At 41.3% G+C, this 19,383-nt stretch carries 12 protein-coding genes; 2 read left to right on the forward strand and 10 right to left on the reverse strand.

Going from position 1 to position 19,383, the window contains the following annotated elements:
- The 4 genes from JMN32_RS08905 to JMN32_RS08920 all read right to left on the reverse strand — a co-directional run.
- Positions 1–312, reverse strand: a 312-nt coding sequence (locus JMN32_RS08905; RefSeq protein WP_202855973.1) for a hypothetical protein, incomplete at its 3' end; no start/stop codon positions are given.
- Between the two features lie 10 nt (positions 313–322).
- Positions 323–4,039 (reverse strand): DUF6443 domain-containing protein, encoded by a 3,717-nt coding sequence (locus tag JMN32_RS08910; RefSeq protein ID WP_202855974.1) that lies wholly within the window; start codon positions 4,037–4,039, stop codon positions 323–325.
- 19 nt (positions 4,040–4,058) lie between these two features.
- Entirely contained in the window at positions 4,059–7,613 is a 3,555-nt protein-coding gene (locus tag JMN32_RS08915; protein ID WP_202855975.1) for a hypothetical protein, read from the reverse strand.
- A gap of 523 nt (positions 7,614–8,136) precedes the next feature.
- Positions 8,137–8,442 carry a hypothetical protein gene (locus JMN32_RS08920; protein WP_202855976.1) on the reverse strand — a complete coding sequence of 102 codons (306 nt, stop codon included), beginning with the start codon at positions 8,440–8,442 and terminating at the stop codon, positions 8,137–8,139.
- 225 nt (positions 8,443–8,667) lie between these two features.
- Between JMN32_RS08920 and JMN32_RS08925 the strand changes: the two genes are divergently transcribed.
- Positions 8,668–9,162 (forward strand): helix-turn-helix domain-containing protein, encoded by a 495-nt coding sequence (locus tag JMN32_RS08925; RefSeq protein WP_202855977.1) that lies wholly within the window; start codon positions 8,668–8,670, stop codon positions 9,160–9,162.
- 21 nt (positions 9,163–9,183) lie between these two features.
- On the opposite strand, the gene JMN32_RS08930 is transcribed toward JMN32_RS08925, so the two are convergent.
- The 6 genes from JMN32_RS08930 to JMN32_RS08955 all read right to left on the reverse strand — a co-directional run bounded on the left by JMN32_RS08930 (position 9,184) and on the right by JMN32_RS08955 (position 18,469).
- Positions 9,184–10,596 carry a tetratricopeptide repeat protein gene (locus JMN32_RS08930; protein ID WP_202855978.1) on the reverse strand — a complete coding sequence of 471 codons (1,413 nt, stop codon included), beginning with the start codon at positions 10,594–10,596 and terminating at the stop codon, positions 9,184–9,186.
- 111 nt (positions 10,597–10,707) lie between these two features.
- Complete coding sequence (locus JMN32_RS08935; protein ID WP_202855979.1) at positions 10,708–10,869, reverse strand: hypothetical protein; 162 nt, start codon at positions 10,867–10,869, stop codon at positions 10,708–10,710.
- A 547-nt stretch (positions 10,870–11,416) separates the two neighbouring features.
- Entirely contained in the window at positions 11,417–12,832 is a 1,416-nt protein-coding gene (locus JMN32_RS08940) for an aminopeptidase P family protein (RefSeq protein ID WP_202855980.1), read from the reverse strand.
- Between the two features lie 13 nt (positions 12,833–12,845).
- Positions 12,846–13,853 carry a WD40/YVTN/BNR-like repeat-containing protein gene (locus tag JMN32_RS08945; RefSeq protein ID WP_202855981.1) on the reverse strand — a complete coding sequence of 336 codons (1,008 nt, stop codon included), beginning with the start codon at positions 13,851–13,853 and terminating at the stop codon, positions 12,846–12,848.
- Positions 13,854–13,856: 3 nt separating this feature from the next.
- Positions 13,857–16,112, reverse strand: a complete 2,256-nt coding sequence (locus JMN32_RS08950; RefSeq protein ID WP_238354403.1) for a S9 family peptidase — start codon at positions 16,110–16,112, stop codon at positions 13,857–13,859.
- 20 nt (positions 16,113–16,132) lie between these two features.
- The gene (locus tag JMN32_RS08955) at positions 16,133–18,469 is read right to left on the reverse strand and encodes a GAF domain-containing protein (RefSeq protein WP_202855982.1); all 2,337 of its coding nucleotides are present in this window, start codon (positions 18,467–18,469) and stop codon (positions 16,133–16,135) included.
- Positions 18,470–18,720: 251 nt separating this feature from the next.
- Between JMN32_RS08955 and JMN32_RS08960 the strand changes: the two genes are divergently transcribed.
- Positions 18,721–19,284: an acyl-CoA thioesterase gene (locus JMN32_RS08960; RefSeq protein ID WP_202855983.1), complete on the forward strand. Its 564-nt coding sequence runs from the start codon at positions 18,721–18,723 to the stop codon at positions 19,282–19,284.
- Positions 19,285–19,383 lie beyond the last annotated feature (99 nt).

Raw genomic sequence — 19,383 nt, forward strand, 5'->3', positions numbered from 1 at the left:
GATGCTATTAATTTTGATAGCATAGTCGATGTTTTTGGTTGCATCGATGTTGTTTTGGGTCAATCCAAAGTAGCGCTCGTTCCCTGTGGGGTAGACGGTGAATTCTGCCCAGCCGTCGGTGTCTGCGGCTAATATTTCTGCTGATGCTGCTCCTCCATTGTCTGTTCCCCAGCCTCCGGTTTTGCGCAGGGTATTGTCTGTCTGCACTTCTACACCTACCAGGTCGGTCCAGGTGATGGGGTTTTGGGCGTGGCTGTTATAACCAATGAACAGCAGGAATATCAGTATGTATTTATTGTTAGGGTTGTTCATGTTTTATGCTTTAGTTCTCCACGGATACGCCATTCAGCGGGTTGTTGTACAATAGGTCCATTCCGAAAAGGTCAGGGGTGGGGTCGTCAACATTAACTCCGGTCTCCTCCTGAAGTGTGCTGTTGTTCAGGCTTTGCAGCCAGCCTCGGATGTTATACCGGTAATCGATGGATTGGTGTGGTGTTCCGTTCTCTATGTGCAGGTTCTTCTCAATCTGTTCACCCAGTTCGTTGTATTTGTTCTCGGCGAGTAGCACTTCTTCCTGCTCCACGTCATCTTTGGTCAGTTTATGATAGCCCCGCAGCAACCTTCCGGCGTGATCGTATTCATACCGTCTGTCTATTCTCAGCGATTCTGTTTGCCCTTTTGAATAGTAAGATGATGTCAACAATACTCTTCCTGCAAAATCATAGGTGGTGGTCTGGTTACTCAAAAGGTCTTCTGATTTGGTCACCGACATGGTCTCTCTGTACTTGTTGTCATAATATGTTGCTGTAAGTATCCAGGGGGACTTAGGGTCTGTGTCTTTTATCTTGCTCCCGGTAACAAGATTTTTGACCCTGTCAAAGGAAGAAGTCCGGTGGTCAAACTCTTCGCTAAATTCGGCCAGGTTTAGGAAGGAGTAGTCATCATAATAAGTTACTGTCAGGTAAGCATTACTTTCCGGGACTGAAGGGTAAGTGTTATTGGTGTACCCGTGTACTACCGTACCGCGCTGCTCATACAATACCGACATGGCGGCCACTTCGTTTCGCAGCTGGCCTGTCGTTTTTGTTCCCATATCTGTAATACCGGTCAAAACAGGCCTGTCGAGCTGGTCATATTTTGTGAAGGTCCATTCGTTTTTTCCTGCTGCACGTTGCGCTCCATCTTGTGTTAGCACGAGCCTGTCTCGTACATCATAGACTATATACTCCCAGTCGGCTCCCGGCACTTTTTTGGTGATCATGCGCTTTCGGGCATCATATTGATACTGAAAGGCCCACTGGGCCAGGAGCTCAGTATTGAGGTTATTGCCTTCATTCACTTTTTTACTGGCCATGGGTGGCAGGACGAATCTCAGGTTACCAAAGTCATCGTAAATATAGTAGGTATCGGCCCACTTTTCGGTTTCTCCATTTTCATGTGTTTGCACTTTTTTCAGTATGGTTTTTCCTTCCTTATCTGTATACTCGATCACCTGATGTTTTTGCTCATCGGTGGTAACTTCTTTGAAAAGTGTGTTTTCGGCATAGTAGGTGTTCGCTCCATTAGTGTCTTTGTACACTGGGCTCTCATTCTCAATTTGCCAGAGTAGCACTTCTCTGGCTACATTGCTCATCCGCTTATTATGGATGCCTTTGTTGCTGATGGTGCCGGCCTCTCCGGTCCAGCTTTCTCCGGGCGCATGTTGGACTTTGGCTCGCTGAGTGGGTGCTCTTTCTATTTCTGTATATGCAAATGGATAGTAAGAGTCTGCTACAGCTGTAGGGGAAGCGGCATTATAAAAGTCATGTTGTTCGGCATAGGGCTGGGTCTTCACATTGCCGTCGTTTGCTGAAGACCGGTAAGGCAGGTAGGCTCTGGGCATATTACCGGAAGCATCATACTCCCGGGGTGCTACGAGATCGGTTTTCTGGGGTGTGGCCTGCTTATCTACCTCCTGAATCGTCCGCCCCAGTCCGTCAAGGTACTGGGTATTGACCGCTACCTGAGCAATGTCGTTAGCATCGGTCACATTCTCCTTCAGGTAGGTAAATGTTCTGACATAATTGGGATTGGTTATGGTTTTGCCCAGGTGTGGCTGGAGGTCGTAGATTTCTACGGCTGTACTACCTGCATCGCATCCATCCGAATTAAGTGCTTTTAATACATATATTCCCGGTTGATCAACTGTTCTGTCCTGCGCTCCCATACCTGCTCCCTGGTCAAGCCAATAGTATGCAAAATCTGACCTTAAATTGTAGGGTAATAGTTGATACTGTGTGTTGTTTATCTTTTTAACTGTTGGCGCATCGGGTTCAAAGTAATAGGGCTGATATACATCAACATAAGCCGAACTGGTATTCTCACAACCTTCTCCACTAACTGTTTTCAGGTTAAATGTTTGGCCTGACTTTAATTTTGGGGTAATCAATGGGTTCTCGGATCCTAAATCCTTTCCTGACTCGTCTGTCCAATACACATAATTGAAAACATGTGTTTCTGCGGTTAGTCTGGCTGTTTTATTGTAACATACGGTTTCTGTGTATGTAATGCCTGCTTCGGGAATATGCTTAGGTGCTGCGGTAATCATCTTTGTATTACTATCCAGGTTCCAGCAAAGTGTGAGGTTATGACGGGCTCTGAGGTAATATTGTTTTCTGGTATCTGTTTCCAACACGGTGATCGGATTTCGGGTATCGGTGGTTTCCGTTCCTGTTGCTGAGGTTTGCCAATAATAAGTAAACATTCCTGAGGGTTGGGGCATGCTAATTATGGACTGACCGCATTGATTATCGACTGTTGCTGTAGCGACAACTGGTCGATCATATACATTAAAAGTTAATGGGGGGGTCGAGCGTTTTAGTGTATTGGAACAGCTGTTGGTGTAAACTACTTTCCTTATAAACTCGAGGGATTCACTGGCATCTGCAGGCAAGTGCGATGCAGGTACATAAAGATCCTCATTGGTATGTCCGCTGATAAGCTCAAACGCTCCTCCGTTTCTGGACATATGCCATTCGTACCCTACTAAGGTTCCTCCACTGACTGAGGCAGGGGTCACACTTTGAATATGCCTGCCGTTGGTCATAAATTCATCTAATGAGCAGTAGTTGCCGCCTCCACTTATTTGCCCCGGATCGGCTGTTGGGTCTGAGACAACATATACTTGTACTGTGGGTGATTTAATTGTACATATCCAGGGGTCCTTAGTTTTAATGGTTGCATAATAACTACCTCCTCCAACGGTAGCTGTTCTTCCAAATTTGTTAATCGTGGTATTGGTATTGGCATCAAACCATTCAGCTTTTATTTGTTTTTGGTCCCAATAGGCTGCATCAGCTGAAAGTTCCAACGTCGCTGAATTTCCTACACAAATATTGGCGCCTATAAAACTGGAAATATCAGGATAATATCGTTCAACAGTTACTCCATAGATAGATTTATCACTCCACAACTGGGTTTCAGTATTATATGCTTGTAGGTAATAATTTTCATCTGGTTTAACCGATTTCGAAGCACTATATCCCTCACTGGTGCTTTTTGTCTGGCCATTTTTCTGCCAATACCACCTGACATTGGCTGGCGGCGTACCATTGTGCTGAACAAAATGTTTAAGTTGACCATTACACCCCTCCACCTGAGAGGGTGAAGGCGGCCGGTTTGGTGGCTGAATGATTGTAATACTCTTTGTCCCGGAAGCTGTTCCTCCATTCAAATAACCTGTAGCAATAACGGTTCCGCTACTTCCTGTTCCCCATTTAACGGTTACCTCCGTATCATTTTGTGAAATTTTACTACCTCCGGTAACATCCCATGTCCCAACAGTGCCATCATGAACCCAGTATTTGGCGGTTGTACCGGGCATCAGTGTGGTTGATTTATCAGAGTAAATAGCAAAGGTGTAGGTCTCCTCTCCCCCTCCTCCGTCAATAGGTGGGGCGGCTGTTTCCTGAGCATAGGATAGTGTACCTATAATCAAAAAGGGCAATACTAGGTGATGCTTTAAATAGCTTAATATTTTCATGATTATATCAGAATTCATATTTGGAAGTAAGGAGTAATTATTGACCAGCATAGTTATACTCATATCGCTGGACAGGATGACGGTCATCATCACTTACAAGAATCAACCTGCCTAATCCATCGTATTTATAATATGTGCTGATGTTGTTGGCATCGGTCTTTGATGTTAATCCTACCTCTTCTTTGTAGGTATAAGTGGTCATCAAGGCTCCTTCGGGGTATACTCTGATTTCATCAAGCTTTGATCCTGGGCTTGATATGTTTCTTGTGAAAGCCAACTCTCCGCTGAATAGCCACTCTGAACCATTCCAGTACCAATAGCTTAGTTTTAGCTGACTGATATTGGTGGGGTTAAAAGAAGAGGGAATAGTGTAGCTGCCTGAATTATGATAGTATCGACCTGTTTTGGCTTTGGACTCATCCAATGTGCCTTCTTTCTCAAAGCTGTTATAGAAAATATGATCGATTACTGCATTTTTAACCTCTGCAATCGGCTTTGTATCATTGTATCCCCATAAATAGGCTGTCTGGCGATTTCCTATCTTCGTAATTTGTTTCACCTTATCGGTCTGATCATTATACCGGACTTGTGTTTCCAGGGTGTGGTCTGTATAGTCAATTCCTGTCGGATCATGGGGCTCCGGAGCTTTAAGCAGGTCAGATCGGTAACCATACACATCTAATGGCTGCCCATTGGAATTATAGCTGGTTATCTGCCCTTCTACTTGGTTTCCATTAACTACCTTTTGGGTTTTTATGGGTACCGTAACTATATTATTGTTCTTTAGGGCACTGAAAGAGGTGCTTGTATAATCATCAGGGTAGGTAACATAGCTTTCAATGATCTCAGGATTTGCATTCCCGGAATTTTCGGTCTTCATGTAAGTTGTCTGAAGGTGTTCAGGGTTGTCATACCTGTAGTAAGTGGTTTTAATCACGGGGTTTGCGCCTTTGTCATCAAAAAGTGAGTCTACTGTGGTTTCTAAATAGCGCCATTTGGAGCGGGCTTTAAATACGGCAAAATCATAATAAAGTGGATCGTCGTTCTCCACTTCCAGGCTGTTACCAAATCCATCGGTACCTATTGCGGAAGAATAAAAATTATATTTCCTGGCAGAAAATCCTTTGATTTCCTGATCAAGCCGGTTGTCTGGCATGTAGTCATTATCTATCGTTCTTACACTAATAAATCTGTCTCCTACCCATTTTTGGTATACTGTTCTCAGTTCTTCTCCTTGCCCAAAAGTATTGGTGTTTGGGGTGCCGGCAAGAGGATCGCCATTATATACCTGTGGGTCGTTTTCGGCATCTGAAATTGTGTTGAAATAGTGAATGGTCCTTCCATATTCTGCGTTTTCACCAAAACCCTCTATTACTGTTTTATATGTTATGTGATTGCCTTGCAAGGAATACAGCGGCTTAAATGTATTGGAGCTTAGGGCTGCATAGGTGCATGTGGATATTTCTGAAGTTGTTTCTTTCCTTATAGTATTTACCCATATATCGGCCTTGGGCAGTTCTATTACTCCGGTGGAGCAATCGGGGCATGAGGGGGTACCGTAATAAATCTTCTTCACTTGTTGCTCTCCTGCCCCGTCATCTGTAATTATTTTAGAAACACGTACTCCTCCTACTTCTATGTTTGCTTTCTCCACTTTGGTAGCTCCTTTGCGGTACTGAAAAGTAATATCTGTTTCAATACACGGCCTGCTAATCTTAAGAGTGGCCATATAAGTATGTCCTGCTTCAATATCAAAAAACACTCGCCCGTCTTGTGTGTTTGGCGTGAAAATATATTCATCTCCAATCAAAGTTCTATAGTGTGGTGGGTTAAGTGTTTCTTTGTAAAATGACACCCGTTGATCTGTCGTTTTATTATAGACTTTGAAGGTTGCGCTGATCCAATGATCAGGATCTGCACCCTGATAGCATGAGTCTCCATGCACATTAAAACTAATGCTTTTATGGATCTCCACTTCCTGATCACTATAAATGCCAGTCATCTCATAGCTATCTACAATACCCCCAAAACCATTACTGCCATCAACATTATCAGATACCAGCTTTAAATGGGCGTCTGTGGTATAGGTTGCCAGGGTAGTTTTTGTATCATAATAGGAATGTGGTTCATAGAAAAATTCATTGTATCCACCCGTAGGGTAGGTCACTTGACGAAGCATGCCTTTTTTGGCGTGTGCACCTGATGGGGATTTATCACCTCCGATATTTTGGTAAACGCCCTTAATTGTAGGGGGTAGGTATGGGATGGCGTCATAAAAATCTAAAGTTTTGCCTATGTAGATATCGCCAAGTTCATTGGGAACAAGGAAGGAATTATCTTTACCATTAAAATACCCCCAATAATCCTGTGCGTAAGAAAACCTGGCCGGTAGCTGATTCGGCGAATAATATGTGAAAGCATAAGGTGGCTTTGACTCTCCGTTACTACCTGTTTCTGAAACGCTGGTCAGAAATAGTCTTCCCAGGTCCTCTGCCTGATGGGTAATATCTTTGTTTTGGAAAAGTGTACTTGCATAGGCTGTATAACCCAGGTTAATCTTTTTCACAATGCTTCCGTCCTGATCGTTCAATACGGTGATGCTGTCCAGTTTTGGGGTGAGTATCCCGGCTGAATAAGTAAAGTTTACACTAAAATGGCTTTGTGGAGAATAAATACGCTGAAGCACTGAGGTAGTCATATGGGCCGTGGTAAATTCGGGACTCACGTCATCTCCTGTTCCGTTGTAACACGCTGGCCCCGCCTGCACATTTTCATAAACGAGTTTTGAAAAAGATTGTGAGATACTGGCATTATAGCTATAGGCAGATTTTGTGTATTCAAATATGATTTCGTCTCCTGTTGGGTGTATGATTCTGTCGATATACCAGGCATTTTCAACGTCGTAAGGGGGTGTGGGAACTCCGTTATTGGTTTTGGTACTTCGATAAAGACCTACTTCGCCTGCATTATGCGCACCAAAAGTGTATATCACTCCTCTTGAATCTGTAATTCTTATTTCCGGGCTGGCATCGTTCGGATCATATGGGTCTGAAAATGAACTTAATAATTCAATTTTCAAGGGTGAGGGATCAATCATTACTGCCTCGCCGTTATTATCGATATAAAACTTACCGTAGTTGCCCAGAAAGTTAAAGGCGAAGATGTCTGGCTGAGCATCGCCTTCCAGGTGATTTACCTGACGGAGAAATATCAGCATTTCATCTGAGTCGTATGGCGCATCTGGCATTTGCCAGCGGTTAGCCAAATCTCCGTCTGGCTTGTCTCTCGCCATTCTGGTGACGGCCCCTCCCGCGCTTAGAACCCATCCGAGTCCGACATGTGAGGGTAGTTCATCGACTTTTATCCCATTGGAGCTATAATTCAAAGAAATGGGTACTGTTAAATTGCCGCCTGAATATTCATAAACAGGTACAGAAAGTTGAAGGGTCCCGGTATTCAATCCGACCGGAACGTGCCCATACTTACCCAGAGCGGCTGCATTGGGAGATGCCGGCAGAAAATCTTCCTGGGCCTTTAATGAACCTCCTATGACAACAGATAAAACCAAAATACAGACTAAAATCCTGATCATAAATGCATTAATAATTTAAAAATAAATTGGTTTGTTTATAAAAATAAACTACAAGAATAATATAATTATTTTATAAATAAAAACTAACCTAAAAATGATTTACCAAGTAACTTACTATCAGTTACATAACTTTGAACCTCTAAAAAGACACGTGGATTTTGAAACATTTAACCTATAGCGGCCATCCAGTAATAGTAGTAACTTCAGTAAGTTTTTGTAAACAAAAGTTTAAATGGTCAATGGGGCTTCGACCAAAAAAAAAGGAGTTGAAAGAGGCTGATACAAAAGTCCTGTTCGTCATTCAAAACTTAATTTTGAAATCCCCTTTAAAATGCATAGAAGCTAATGTGGAGATTTCTGAATAACGCCTGGAAATGACTTTTGCTACAGCCTCTAAAAGCCAACAATATGCTTTAAAATAATAGTAAAATTTCGAAGAGACTAGAAACATCATCTGGGAGATATGTATGTGCATACCTCCCACGATGACTTCAACCTAAACCCACTTTAGGGTTACCTTTTTCTATATTAAAGAAGTGCTTTCGTCAGCGGTCAATAAACTTCTTCTAAACTGAAGGTTTACTTTCTCCCGCTTCAATAGTCTATTTTCGTTTTCAAGATCTTCCAGTAAGTCTTTAAACCTTCTGTCGTAGTATGACAGACGCCCATCCTCGGAGAGTTCATTTCTCAACCTGGCATCACCCAGCTTACTTATAAAATCAACATTGGCTTCAAAGTATTCCTGAGCTATCGAATCCATTTTAGATGTTAGCTCTTCCATGCTGTCAATAATCTTCTGATAATGTTCTGATTTGTCCTGCTTCTTCACGTTGTTGGTAGTTTGAAAGTTTAAGGTTTAAGTTATCTTGCTGATCTGTTACACTTTAGAATGGAGATATAAAAAAAGGTAGGTCTATTGCGTTTTTTTAGGGTGGTCAAGCCTTCAATGACCTGATTTTTATCTTCTTTTTTTATATCTTTGATATCTCTTAAATGTGTAAAAAATCATAAACTTGATTTTTTTATCAAGTCGATACGCTAAAATAATCATATATTGACAAAAAAGTCAACTTTTGCAAGAAATTTTAGATACTTCAGAGAAAAAGCGCAGCTTGGTCAGGAAGCACTGGCTCAAAAGATTGGCGTAAACGTCAGAACTATATCTGTTTACGAGACTGGCAAAGGGTATCCTAAGGTTGACTTGCTCATTAAAATAAGTAGCATACTTGGCGTACCGGTGGAACATTTCTTTGCTGACAGTCCGGAAAATGCAGGAAGGACCAACAAGCCTTCAACCACAGGCTTATCCTTATCTGAAGATAGTGACGCTTATGAAACTGTTCAAAGGTATAGAAATGCCATTAAGGCATGTAAACATTTAATAGAAAACGGGAATGCTGAGGCCGGTCAGAGCTTGATCAATTCTTTTTCATCAGCCGTTGATGAACTGGAAACCATCTATATGAGAAATAAGGAAATAGAAGCGAAACTTCGATATGCCACAGAACTGATCAGCTCCATAGCCAATGGCGGCAAGCCATTCAAATAAATAGGCAAGAATTTTAATTAATTAATTCGGAATACTTTCAAGCACATCTCTAACCTCTAAACACACATCCTTCCATTCATCTCTATTTCTTTTGGTTCGTCTATAGTTAACCGTATAAATAAACCCAAGAATAGCTGCTATAATAAGTAAAATACCCAATGATAGCGCAATGTTGCTAATGAGTTCCCTTTGCTCTACCTCTGCCTTTTTTTCTTTGATCTGGTTATCCAACTCTATTGAAAGCCCAAGAGCTGCCTGAAGAGATTTGAAGTTTGCCTTTTCTAAAAGTTCTTCTTCCAACGAATCCTGCATACCATCAATACTAAATGCGGTTTCATATTTTGCAACACCTACTGGCTTCCCTGAATTTTGCAAAAACTTGTATGATACTCTGATTAGATCAATAGTCTCCTGAAGCGATTCATTGATAACATCTTTGTCAGCCACATCTATGGCTTTCTCAAGATAAACAGTGGCCTGCTGGTGATCCCCCTGCACTTGAAACAGCTCAGCAGTCATGTTGTGAATATCTACCAAAACCAGATTATCTTTAATATATGAAGATAGTTCCAACGATTTTTCGAGCCACCGTTGTGCTTCTGAATAATTTCCCTGATCCATATAGGCCTCACCTATATTAGCATAAGCAATTGCTTGTTTTTCCTCAACTTTTTCACCAGTACCCAAATATTCCAGTGACAGTTGATAATTATGAATAGCAGCCTTATAGTCTGTTTGTAGATATTTAACTGTTCCTATCTGGTTGTAAATACGGTTAAAATAATAATCCTGCTTATCCTCAATGGTTCCGGCAAGTTCTAATGCTTTTTGAAAAAAGCGCTCTGCTTTATTAAAATCAGGGTCTTTTTTAAAGAAGTTACAAATACCAAGATTAAGTGTTGCAATAATCTGTCTGGTAGGATCTCCTGAATTCAAATGAGTCTGGTACGCTTTATAAAAAAACTTTTCTGCATATTCATAATTCCCTGTTGTTGCAAATATATCCCCCAGGTTGGACAAGGCGCTGGCTGCCAACTTTACTTCATTAATTTTATCAAAAGAGCTTATTGACGTTAAATAATAATCAACTGCTTTAACATAATCGCTATTCCTACTATTTATCAATGCTCTACCAAAATTAGCTTTACCCAGAAGTAGATCATTTTCCAATTCAACTGCTAGATCCGCCTGTTTGTCCAAATATGAAAGTGCCAAATCTTCATTGGTAGCCCTACTTTGTTTGTAAAGAGCCCAATATATCTCCAATTTAAAGCTATTATCTTCTGTTGATTCCAACAAGGTCACAAGTTCTGCAGAGTTTTCCGGTAGAGGCTGAGGTTTGGGGGCAACTTCTTTATCCTCACAAGCCAGCAAGCTTATAAAAAGCAGGGCATAAATTAACGGGTATTTAATTTTCAATATTTCAACAAGCATGAGTAGGTTGATTAGGTTCTAGCCTCTCAAAGGTGCCAAATTTATCATCGAATATAAACACCAATCTAGGCAAATCCTTACATCGTTAAGTTAAACATAAAAAAACATCGTTCAGTTTATGTCGTCTTTTTCAGTGCCGTTCCCAGTGGCATATTGAGATTCACTCCCCTCTAAAGGTTGCGGGACCACTTCTTCTGACTCATCAGTACAAGCTGAGAATCCTAGGCCAGTGAAAGTTACAGCAAAAATGATCAGTAAATTTCTAAGTCTCATAGTGATTGTGTTTTATTAATTAAAGCAAAAATAAACGGAATATTGTTTAGATAATAAATGTTTATGTCCTCCAAAGCACCTCTGTAAAGTCTTAATAGTAGTTATACCGTTTAACTGAATAAAACCATTAAGCACTGAGTTGATCAGGAAAGCAAAGCACAATATGAGAAAAAAATGTCGTAAGATGAAGTTCTGCAGGCCCAAAAAGAGTCAAAAAATCGCAATTACCCAACAAAACTTACATCAAAAGTACCCTTTCATAAAATCAGAACGATCAATTTATTAAGAAATAATAATATTCTGAACCAGAGATTTTAGAGGTAATGGTGATTTTTCACGACATTCCAATAAAGTTAATTTATTTTTCAAAGCCATATAAAAAGTGGCTTAAAACATTATAAAGACCGTCTAAAAGGTTATTTTCTACCTTCATTCTGAGCTTGTTACGGAATCTCCTTATTAGCTCAGGGTATTTCACGCGACCCTAAATCAAGTTTGGAATGACTAATGACACATTTTAGACGGCCTCTTAACCTTTATAATAAGGTTATACCTTGGCGATAACTTGTTCGCTATTTACAGCTTCAGTTCGAACAGCTTCAACTTCTTCAGAAGACCTTACCAAGGGCTTACCTAAAAGGTCACTCCCCTCATCCGTGATCACATAATCATCCTCAACACGAATGCCTCCGAAATCTCTGTAGCTCTCAAGCTCCTGATAGTTAATAAACTCCTCAAACTTATTATCAGCCTTATACATATCAATCAGCTCCGGAATAATATAAATACCGGGCTCAATGGTAACTACATAGCCTTTCTCAACTGCTTTACCCAGCCTCAAAGACTTCAGACCAAACTCTTTACTCTTCACCAAAGTATCTGTATACCCAATATACTGCTCTCCGAAGTTTTCCATATCATGAACATCAAGTCCCATCATGTGACCTAGTCCGCATTGGAAGAACATAGTATGTGCACCGGCGTTCACTGCTTCATCAGCATTACCTTTCATAATACCCACTTCTGTCAACCCCTCAACTAATTTTTTGGCCGCCAGCAGGTGAATGTCTTTAAACACTGCTCCTGGCTTTAAAGCATCAACTGCCGCAGAATGAGACTTGTGTACGATATCATACAATGCTTTTTGCCTGGTATCAAAACTCCCTCCTACCGGGAAGGTTCTTGTCATATCTCCCGCATAATTCCTTGGAGATTCGGTACCTCCGTCGAAAAGAAGCATATCACCTTCTTTAAGCGTGTTGCCATAATAATGATTGTGCAGAATGCTACCATTGATGGTCATAATTGGCGGAAAGGAAAGATGCACATTATTTTCTGCAGCTGTTCTCACGGCCACCCCAACAAGCTCATGTTCCTTCAGGCCAGGTCTTGCGGCTTTCATTACAGCCAAATGCATTTCACTGGTGATAGTTACTGCTTTATTGATCTCTTCCAGCTCTTCCGCTGATTTAATGGATCGCTGCTGCGCTATAGCTTTGATCAGCTCAACAGAATATGCTGATGAAGCTTCCTCAACACTTTTTCCAGTCCAGCTACTCAGCTTCACTGCATGTTCGGGTCTATATGGAGGAAGGTACAATGTTGAAGCGTTTATATGCTCGGCTATACGTGATGTAGGGAGCACGTCAGTAGCAGCAACTTTTTCAGCAAGTTCTGCCAAAGATGGCTGTGGCCCTGTCCAGACTATATCATCGATACTTAATTCATTACCGAAAATAATGTCCCTGTCATTGTCAATATCAATTAGCGCACAAAGCCCTGGCAGGTTTAGTCCGAAGTAATACAGAAATGTACTATCCTGACGGAAAGGATACCAGTTATCCTTAAAATTGATACTGCTCTCTTCGTTACCGAGTATCAACACCACACCTTTGCCCAATTTTTTCTTCAGGCCATCGCGGCGCTCTTTATACGTTTGTGATGCAAATAGATTTATTTCCATAATAAAAACTTATTTATTTATCAATAATCATTTTCCCAATTCTTCCTCCTGAACCCGCAGCCCAAACTACACCATGTGTTGCGACATCTAAGGTATGAAATCCCTGACCATTTATCTTCATCCAACTATGACCTTTATCTAAAGAATATTCGGAACCTGACGGGCCAGACACAAGAATTACATCATTTACAAACCGTATAGCAGATCTAAAAGGCAGCTTTTGCCCTTTGTAAACAGTCCAACTATTGCCTTTATCCTGTGAGTATATCACATTTTTATCACCAGGGATTGCCTCATCAGTATAATCACCTCCTACCGCCACACCCATGCCCGTATCAGAAAATGCCATGGAAAATATCCCCTGCGACGCAGCTCCTTGTAGTATGGGTGAACCTGTAACCACCCAGAAGACTCCCCTATCAGCAGAATGGAATATACGGGCGACTGAGCCTCCCGTGCCCACCCACACGTGATCACCCAGCACTGTAATATGACTACCACTGGCAGCAAAACCATATTCACCTGCTACAATTTCAGGAAGATCTGTTACTCGCTGCCATGACTCTCCACCATCTTTTGTGGTCATAATAAATAGCTTACCTTCTACAGGATCTCCGGTTAATATACCTTCCTGGTCATTCCAAAAAGCTATTCCGTTAAAAAATCCTTTGGGGTATTCATTCTCCAAAACAACTCTCCAGGTAGCTCCTCCGTCAGTTGTTTTATAGATTTTAGATTTGTCTCCTTCTCCCGCACTCATTACAATTGCCGTATCCGGTCCAAAGGCCTGAATGTCACGAAATTCAGCATCAGGAACATCTACCAGATCAAAGTACTTCCAGCTGCTGCCACCATCTATCGTTTTAGCCAGCACACTGTTGCTCCCACCAACCCAGCATACTTTTTCATCTACAGCCGCTATACCTCGAAGTGAAGTATCTTTGTCGAGATTATACAGCTGCCACGACAACCCTGTAGTGCTACTTAACACCAAGGTCAACACAAGTTGAAAATAACTCATAATTTATTGAGGACCAGCTGGCAAATGTGCTTTCAAATAATGAGTGAGTGTTTCCCGTAAATGTCTGGAGGTATTCTCCCCTTCGTAAATACCATGTGAACGGTTAGGATAAGACATCAAAGAGAATAATTTATTATACTTGATTAGTTCATTGATCAACATTTCTGCATGCTGGTAATGCACATTATCATCACCTGTACCATGCACCAGCAGCAAATCACCTTTCAGATTTTTAGCAAAATTGATAGGTGATCCTTTTTCGTATCCTTCAGGGTTTTCAGAAGGTATCCCTGAATAGCGCTCCTGATATATATTGTCATATAATAACTGGTTGGTTACCGGTGCTACAGACATACCCATTTTATAAAGGTCAGGATATCTGAACAGAGCATTCAGGGTCATGGCCCCTCCTCCACTCCAGCCCCATATACCTATACGATCCGGATCAACGAATTTGTAGTTTCCAATAATATTTTTAACCGCAGCGGCCTGATCAGCCGATGACAACACCCCGATCTGACCATATACACATTTTCTAAACTCCCTGCCTTTGGGCCCGGGAGTACCACGATTATCTACGCTCATCACTATATAACCCTGCTGTGTCAGCATTAAATGCCACAAGTAGGTAGAACCTCCCCAACTATCCAGTACTGTCTGACTCCACGGCTCACCATAAACATGAAAGAGTACGGGATACTTCTTGGAAGGGTCAAAATCTACAGGTTTGATCATATAGGCATCCAAAGAAACCCCCTCACCATTGTCGACGGTAAAAAACTCTACGGGCTGCTTATCAAGTGCATCCAGTTTCGTCTTAAGCTCTTCATTCGTGATCATGGTACGGATAACCTTATGATCAGGGAGTGAAACAAGGCTTGTCACCGGAGGTACACCTGCCCTGGAATAGGTATGCACTGCATATTTGCCATTAGGCGCTATGTCATAATTATGGGTGCCTGCCTGAGAATCAGGTGATACCTTTTGCTGTTTCGATTTGCCTGACAGCTTTGTTCTATACAAGTAGCGCTGGGTAGGGTTGGTTGGTGAGGCCATATAGTAAAGCCAGCCACCTTTTTCATCTATGAGTTTGATTTCTATCATATCCTGCCCTTCCGGTGTAATGCGCTGTTCGGTTTTACCGTCTGCAGAAATAGTATAAGCAGTTTTCCAGCCGCTCTTCTCGCTTACCCATGTAAACTCTTTTCCTTTGTTCAAGTATTGGAAGTCATTAACCACTTCAAGCCAGGCCGTCTCTTTATCTTCATAGATAACTTTTGTAATCCCCATTTTTACATCTGCCTTGGTCACTCTGTTATGATTTTGAGCTCTGTTCAGATGTTGCATCAGAATAGACTCAGAGTCAGGGGTCCAGATCATGCGTGGAATATAATTTTGCCTGGGGTCCCCTGGCATATGCATCCAGGTAGTCGGCCCACCAGAAGCGCTAACAACACCTACTTTGCATTCAGAAGGGGTCTCTCCTGCTTTAGGGTATTGAACAGGTATAATATGAGAGTAGACCGAATCAGTATTATTGATCATGTAAAAGTTCCGAATAGCAGTGGCATCGATACGCCAATATGCTATTGACCTGCTATCAGGACTCCACTTAAAACCATCTCTACAACTAAACTCTTCTTCATAAGCCCAGTCAAAGGTTCCGTTAATAATCCTTTCACTACCATCAGAGGTTAGCTGAACAATATCATTGGCTCCCAGTGATTCTACATAAATATTGTGCTCTCTAACGTACGCTACTTTCTGTCCGTCAGGTGAAAACTTTGCAAACATCAGCGTAGAAGGTTTTGCTTCGCTACCTCCCAACTGCCGAAGGGTTTTCTTTTGGGTATCATACACCCAGTAATCTCCCTTGGTGTTGTATCTCCATACTCTTTGAGAATTGGTGAAGATCAACAGTTTGGTTTTATCGGGCGACCAATAATAATTCTCAATAAAAACAGGGTCATTTTTACCCTCAGGAATAAGGACTGACGCTGATATAAGGATGGCTTTCTCTCCATTAGCTGTATTATATTTCACCAGATCACGAGCTACAGGATGAGAAGCTGACTTTTCCAACCTGATGTAACTCTCCCCTTCGTCAAACCAGCGTATGGGACCGAGCCATTCAGGGCTAAATTCATATTTTGTAAATATCCGGTCCAGATCAAGCCTGGACTGAGACTGAACGGATAAAGGTAAAGTAATGGCTATTAGCAGGGTAGCCATACTAGCAATGTTTCTGAAACGTGACATTAAATTTGTAAATTGGTTTGTTATAAAGACTCAAACTCTTCCTGTGTCAGTACGTTACTGTACTGGTCAGTATTTGCATCGCGGGTTATCACACTTACGTACCGGACTTCTCCATGTGAATCCCTTATTGGGTTCATATAGTAGAACCTATAGTTTTCGCTATCCTTGAGCTGACTTTTAATGGCAAACTGAAGCCGCTCTCCACCAAGTACTTTCTCATAATGTTTTTCCCACAGGCCTCTGTGGCTTCCCAATTTCTCCAAAAGGTTATCACCCACACTCATCTCAAATTGAGTACCCTGGTATCGTTTCTCTAACACATCATTGATCAGCACAATGTTATAATGACTGTCAAACACCAAAACGGAGTCCCCTGCCTGGTTAAGGAGTACTTCCATAAGCATTTGGTTTTGTTCTACTAGTTTTTGAGTACGCTTCATCTCCTCCTGAGTAGCCTCCATTTCTTCCATATTTTGGCGCATCTCTTCTTCCTGTGCACGTAGTTCTTCCGACTGCTGTTGAGACTGCTCTAGTAACACTCTCGTACGCTGGTTTGTTTTTAGTGTAGAAACCGTTGAGGCCAGGCTTTCTGCAAGCTTCTCAACAAACTCTATTTTATACTCGGGTACCACTTCAAAAGACGCAAACTCCATTACACCAAGCACTTCCTCTTCCAGTTTAACAGGAACGAGAAATACATGCGTAGGTGGTGCCACACCCAACCCGGAAGTAATATGGATATAATCCTCAGGAAGCTCTGTTAGCGAAATTCGTTGTTTTTCTTTATAGCATTGTCCAACCAACCCTTCATCCAACTCTACTCTTTTCTCAATAAATTTCTTTCTTTCATAGGCATATGCAGCCACCAGTTCCAAATAAGTTCTATCTTCTTCATCATTGTCTATAACAAAAAGGCCAGCCTGGTTTACCCCGATATACTTGACCATTTCGCTAACAACTTTAATGTAGAACTCTTCCATTTCCCCTTCATTCAACCTCAGTATCTCTGTAAATTTTGCCAATCCACGGTTGATCCAACTGCGACGTTCGTCCTCTTTTTTAGACTCTTTGAGGCTTTCCCTCATAGATATTAGCGACTTTCCTAAAATATCCTGATCTCCTGCTACTTCATGTGCCAGATCTAAATTACCTGATCCTATGCTTTTAGCAAACTCCACCTTGTTATTCAGGTCATCTATTAACGCATTAGCAGAAATGCTTATTTCTCCTACTTCATCATCAGTAGGGTTGGATACTTTTTTTGAAAGGTCAATATCTCCCTGGGCTATTTCCTTAATTAAGGCATTAACTCTGTTTAGAGGCTTGGTTATATTATTGGATATTTTCCAGAGCACAAGAGCTATTATTGTAATACCCAAAATTGCTATCAACAGAGACCTTAACATACTGCTATTCACCTCTGTCAGGATTACATCTCTAGGCACTACTATACCAATAGCCCACGGATAATAAGAATTCCCCAACTCTATAGGGGCAAGTGCCAAAAGATAAACCTCTCCGGAATCCGATATCCTGGTATCAACCATAAAAGATTGGCCCTGACTTACTTTTGCATCCAGTTCGTGCAGATCAACAATTTCAGGCAAGATCATTTCATCCATTTTCTTACCTATTAACTCTTTATTTGGGTGAGACACAAAAGTGCCGTTATTAGAGATAAGGAATATCTGTGATTGGTCGAAGGGCTTAAAGTCAGAAACATACTGGAAGTGCTCCAAAGAAATATCCACACCCCCAACACCACCAAACTCTCCGTCAATAAGAATAGGGGCACATATTGAAGTTCCAAAAACGTCGTTGCGCTCATCCCCGGCGTCACTATATTTTGTATAGTAGTACGGATCATTCACCTCTTCACGTTTTTCCAACTTTAACCTCAAATAACTACTACCTCTCAAATCTCCCTGAAGGTTTGCCGAATCAATCGCTGGCGGTCCCTGATGGTAAAAAGTATAACGTTTCCTGCCATAGCCCAGATTCCAGGTTGGCTCAAAATGATTAAGTTCTATGCTCAGCCAGGCACTGTGGTAGCTATCTTCGCCCTCAACAATACCTGAAAGCATTCCTTTGATAAAGTTTTCCCTGGCAGCCCCTGATGAATCCTTATAAACAGCCGTAGCATTGGCAATAGCCCGCGACAACCCAATATCTTCATTCATTCTTGCCTTCACCTCATTAGCTACTTCTTCTACATAACTGAATGCCAACTTCTCATTATCCTCGATGGCCTGTTGTCTAAGACTAAAAATGATATATCCGATACAAACAAGAAAAATCACCGTCACTACCGGCATGATTTGCAGCAGTAGTTTGTACTTCAGTCCTCTTAATTTCACTTGGTATTAATTCTTTTAATCAGAAAATATGGTAATATAACTCTCAACAAGATACATTCAAAACTATTTGCATTTTTCATTATGAAGTTCAGTTGCATTGTGCTAAAGGAGTGAAAGTAAAAGTCTTCCATCCTAATTTCACAGCGAATGAAGGTCGAATTTATTGAAATATTTTATGAAGGGACGGGTAGCTTTGCAAAAGGTATTAAATTAGATACCAGAATAAACAATCTCATTTTACATCATAAAACATGAAACATTCGGGACGTACCGTAAAGCACTCAAAAACAACCATTACTGAATTAATGATCCCTTCTTATGCTAACTTCGGAGGAAAAATACACGGTGGCATTCTACTGTCACTCATAGATAAGGTGGCCTATGCATGTGCCTCAAAACATGCTGGTAACTACTGTGTGACCGTGTCTGTAGATGGTGTTGAGTTTTTGCAACCTGTAGAGGTGGGAGACCTGGTATCTTTACATGCCTCTGTAAACTATGCCGGAAGAACCTCTATGGTAGTAGGTATCAAGGTAATCGCCGAAAATGTAAAACATAGTTCTGTAAAACACACCAACACCTCATATGTAACGATGGTGGCCAAGGATGATGACAATAAGCCTACTCCAGTTCCTCCTCTTATCCTGGAAGATAAAGAAGAAGTAAGAAGGTTCGTAGAAGCACTTAAAAGAAAGGAGCTAAAGTTCTCATTTAATCAAAAAATGGATGAAACCAAATCATCACTAAACCTTGAGCAAGCACTTGACATGCTAGAAGACCAGCGTTGTATTGTTAAACTCGATGGCCAGGTCTGACAGCTTACCCTTTAATGGGTATAAAAATCTCGTTAATTTTACGTATCCTTACATTCCTGCATGTTTTTAGCAAAGCGAATTATAGAAAAACGGAATCAT

Origin of the sequence: Fulvivirga marina (genome assembly GCF_016775155.1) — a bacterium.
Classification (GTDB): Bacteria; Bacteroidota; Bacteroidia; order Cytophagales; family Cyclobacteriaceae; genus Fulvivirga; species Fulvivirga marina.

Coding starts and splice junctions, on each gene's coding strand:
- JMN32_RS08930 (WP_202855978.1), bottom strand. CDS start 10,596: ATGCTTGTTGAAATATTGAAAATTAAATACCCGTTAATTTATGCCCTG.
- JMN32_RS08910 (WP_202855974.1), bottom strand. CDS start 4,039: ATGAATTCTGATATAATCATGAAAATATTAAGCTATTTAAAGCATCAC.
- JMN32_RS08945 (WP_202855981.1), bottom strand. CDS start 13,853: ATGAGTTATTTTCAACTTGTGTTGACCTTGGTGTTAAGTAGCACTACA.
- JMN32_RS08960 (WP_202855983.1), top strand. CDS start 18,721: ATGAAACATTCGGGACGTACCGTAAAGCACTCAAAAACAACCATTACT.
- JMN32_RS08950 (WP_238354403.1), bottom strand. CDS start 16,112: ATGTCACGTTTCAGAAACATTGCTAGTATGGCTACCCTGCTAATAGCC.
- JMN32_RS08915 (WP_202855975.1), bottom strand. CDS start 7,613: ATGATCAGGATTTTAGTCTGTATTTTGGTTTTATCTGTTGTCATAGGA.
- JMN32_RS08940 (WP_202855980.1), bottom strand. CDS start 12,832: ATGGAAATAAATCTATTTGCATCACAAACGTATAAAGAGCGCCGCGAT.
- JMN32_RS08935 (WP_202855979.1), bottom strand. CDS start 10,869: ATGAGACTTAGAAATTTACTGATCATTTTTGCTGTAACTTTCACTGGC.